Source organism: Thiocapsa sp. (assembly GCF_011390875.1).
In the GTDB taxonomy this organism is placed as follows: domain Bacteria; phylum Pseudomonadota; class Gammaproteobacteria; order Chromatiales; family Chromatiaceae; genus Thiocapsa.
Window position 1 is genome coordinate 1 of sequence record NZ_JAABRP010000319.1, and the last position, 3,744, is coordinate 3,744.

2 protein-coding genes are annotated in these 3,744 nt (G+C 67.2%); both read right to left on the bottom strand.

All coding sequences use genetic code 11. The annotated features are described in order from the left end of the window. Positions 1-2,672, bottom strand: a 2,672-nt coding sequence (locus tag GPT33_RS17755; protein ID WP_296811717.1) for a CusA/CzcA family heavy metal efflux RND transporter, incomplete at its 3' end; no start/stop codon positions are given. Next, entirely contained in the window at positions 2,672-3,742 is a 1,071-nt protein-coding gene (locus tag GPT33_RS17760; protein WP_296811720.1) for an efflux RND transporter periplasmic adaptor subunit, read from the bottom strand. The genes GPT33_RS17755 and GPT33_RS17760, both read right to left, overlap by 1 nt. Between the last annotated feature and the right edge of the window lie 2 nt (positions 3,743-3,744).

A 3,744-nucleotide genomic window follows, 5' to 3' on the forward strand; every position in this document is an offset into this window, starting at 1 on the left:
TTTACCGAGCCGAAGGTCGAGAAAAGCACCAGGAAGATCAGTACCAGCGCCACCGGCACCACCAGTGCGAGGCGGGCCGCGGCGCGCTGCTGGTTCTCGAACTCGCCGCCCCATTCCAGTCGATAGCCGGGCGGCAGCTCGACCTGTGCGGCGACCGCCGCACGCGCCTCGGCGACGAATCCCACCAGGTCGCGTCCGTCGACGTTGGCGATGGCGACCGCCATGCGACTGCCGCGCTCGCGCCCGATCGCCACCGGCCCCTCCATGCGCTCCATGTGCACCAGGTTGTTGAGCGGCACAGCGCGTCCATCGGGCAGCGACACCTGAAGGCCGGCGAAGCGCGAGGGCGACTCGCGCAGCGCCTCGGGACCGCGCACCAGAAGCGGGCGACGCGTGCCCTCGACATCCAGGATCCCGACGGTCAGCCCCTCGACCTGGGCACGAAGCAGATCGGCCAAAGCGTCCGCGTCCACCCCCAGTCGCCCGGCCTCCAGACGGTCCACCACCAGATTCAGGTACTGGGCGCCGTCGTTGCGCGGGGTGTAGACATCTTGGGCGCCGGCGATGCCGTTCAGTACCCCGACGATCTGCTCTGCGAGCCCATTGAGCTGCTTGGAGTCGGGGCCAAAGACCTTTACCGCAAGATCGCCGCGCACACCGGTCAACATCTCGGAGACGCGCATCTCGATCGGTTGCGTAAACGCGTAGTCCATGCCGGGGAAGCGGTCCAGCACTGCGCGGATGGCGTTCATCAGCTCGTCCTTGGTCGTGAAGCGCCAGGTCTCATGAGGCTTGAGCACCAGGAAGCTGTCGGTCTGGTTCAGCCCCATGGGGTCGAGACCGAGCTCGTCGGAGCCGGTGCGTGCGATGATCGACTCGACCTCGGGCACCTCGGCAAGGATCGCCGCCTGGACGCGTTGGTCGATGGCGATGGACTCGGCCAGGTTGATCGAGGGCAGCTTCTCCAACTGGACGATCAGATCGCCCTCGTCCATGGTCGGCATGAAGGACTTGCCGACCTGGGTGTAGAGTGCGCCCGCGGCGATCAACAGGGCCAGCGCCCCGCTCAGCAGAACCCACTGATGGCGCAGGCTCCAGTCGAGCACCGGGACATAGATCCGGGTCAGGATGCGCACCAGCCAGGGTTCAGCGTGCTCGCCCCCACCGTGCCCGGCGCCCTTGCCCAACAGATAGGAGGCCAGGACCGGGATGACCGTCAGCGAGAGCAGCAGCGAGCTGGCGAGCGCGAAGACGATGGTCAGCGCCACCGGCATGAAGAGCTTGCCCTCCAATCCCTGCAGCGTCAGCAAGGGCAGGAAGACGATGATGATGACCAGGATGCCGGAGGAGACCGGCAATGCGACCTCGCGGGTGGCCCGATAGAGGATGTGCAGACGCGGAAGGCGTCCGCCCGCGCCGCCACGATTGAGGTGAGTCACCAGGTTCTCGACCACCACGACGGCCGCGTCCACCAACATCCCGATCGCGATAGTCAAGCCGCCGAGCGACATGAGGTTGGCCGATAACCCGAACTGACGCATCAGGATGAAGGTCGCCAGAGCCGATAGCGGCAGGATCAAGGCGACAGTCAGGGCCGCGCGCAGATCGCCCAGGAAGAGTACCAGCAGGATCAGGACCAGAACCGTTGCTTCGATCAGCGCCTTTGTCACCGTGTGTACGGCCTTGTCGACGAGGACACCGCGATCGTAGAAGACATCGACCGTCACACCCTCCGGCAGCGCCGGCTCCAACTCAGCGAGCTTGGCATGGATGCCGCGTACGACCTCGCGCGCATTGGCACCGCGCAGCGCCAGCACCAGACCCTCGACCGCTTCCCCGCTGCCGTTGCGTGTGACCGCGCCGTAGCGGGTCAGGGAACCGAATCGCACCTCGGCGATATCGGCGACCCGCACCGGTTGGCGCGCATTGCCCCCGACCACGATGGCGCCGAGATCCTCCAGTGTCTTGATCGCCCCTTGGCTGCGGACCAGCAGCACCTCCTCGCCCGCGCTCAGGCGTCCGGCACCGTCGTTGCGATTGTTCGCCGTGATCGCCGCGGTCAGATCCTCCAGGCGGATCCCGCGTGCGGCCATGCGTGCATTGTCCGGCACCACCTCGAAGCTCGTGACCAGGCCGCCGAGCGCATTGACATCGGCCACGCCGGGCACGGCGCGCAGGGCCGGGCGGATCGTCCAGTCGAGCAGATCGCGACGAGCCTCCAGGGAGAGATCACCGCCCTCGATACTGAACATGAACATCTCCCCGAGCGGCGTGGTCATGGGCGCGAGCCCGCCTTCCACGCCGTCGGGCAGATCGCCCCAGATGGCTCCGAGCCGCTCGGCGACCTGTTGCCGCGCCCAGTAGATGTCGGTGCCCTCGGCGAAATCCAGCGTGATGTCGGTCAGGGCATATTTGGCGATGGAGCGCAGCATCGTCTGGTTCGGGATGCCGAGCATCTCCAGCTCGATCCGATTGGTGATGCGCGTCTCCACCTCTTCGGGGGTCATCCCCGGCGCCTTCACGATGATCTTCACCTGAGTGGTGGAGACATCCGGGAAGGCATCGATCGGGGTGGCCTTGAAGGCCATCCAGCCGCCGCCGATGAGCGCCAGCATGGCCAGCAGCATCAAAAGCCGCTGGGTCAGCGCGAACTGGATCAGACGGGCGAGCATTATTCGGCGCCCCCGAGCCAAGCCGCCTTGACGGCGACGACACCGGTGACCACGAGACGGTCGGTCGCCGTCAGCTCACCCGCAACCACGGCACTGCCTTCCTCCTCGGCGAGCACCCGCACCGGAAGCGCTTCGAATCCGCCGTCCCGATTCACGAACACATAGGTGTTGCCTGCGTGGCGTACCACGGCCTCCAGCGGGACGCGCCAACTCTCGCCTTGCGCCTCCGCGCTCAACTGGACCTCGACGAATTGACCCGGACGCAGACGTTCGGCCCCCTCGGTGATCTCGGCGCGCACCAGAACGCCCTGATCCTGACCATGGACCATCCGCCCGATGGTCACGATGGTTCCGGCGGTGTCCTCGCGGGGCAGGAGGACGCGCCCGCCTTCCTGCACCCCGACGATGCGTTCCACGGGAACATGGATCTCGAGCCACAAGGGGTTGAGCTCGGCCACCCGGTAGAGCGGGGCGGCGGTCGCGACCGACTGCCCCGTGCTCACCATCTGTTCGAGCACTACGCCACCGATCGGCGCGCGTACCGGCAGCCGACTGGTCAGCCGCCGGGTGCGCGCGAGCGTCATGATGTCCTCGCTGCCGAAACCGGCCAGCTCCAGCAACTGAAGACGCTGCTCGACCATCGTCGTCAGCTCGCGCTGCTTGGACTGGCTCTCCAGTAGACGCCGCTCGGCGATCACGCCTTCGCGGAACAAGGTCCGGTCGCGGGCCAGCTCGGTCTCGATCAGCTCGAGCCGCGTCAATGACTCCAGATACTGACTCTGGGCGTCCACCAGCTCCGGGCTGCGCAGCTCGGCCAGGACTTGGCCGACCTCGACCCGCTCGCCCTCGGCGACCAGAAGACTCTCCAGCACGCCGCTCTGCGGTGCCGCCACCACCCGCATCTGCCGGTTCGGCACCGCCACCTCGGCCGGATAACGCCGAGTCAGGGTCTCGGCGGCCGGGAGCGGGGCGGTCAGCGTGATGCCGAACGCACTCTGCTGGTCGGCATCCACGGCGATCAGGCTCGCCGCCGAGACGGTGCCGCCCTGGGCCAGCATGGCGAGGAGCAAGC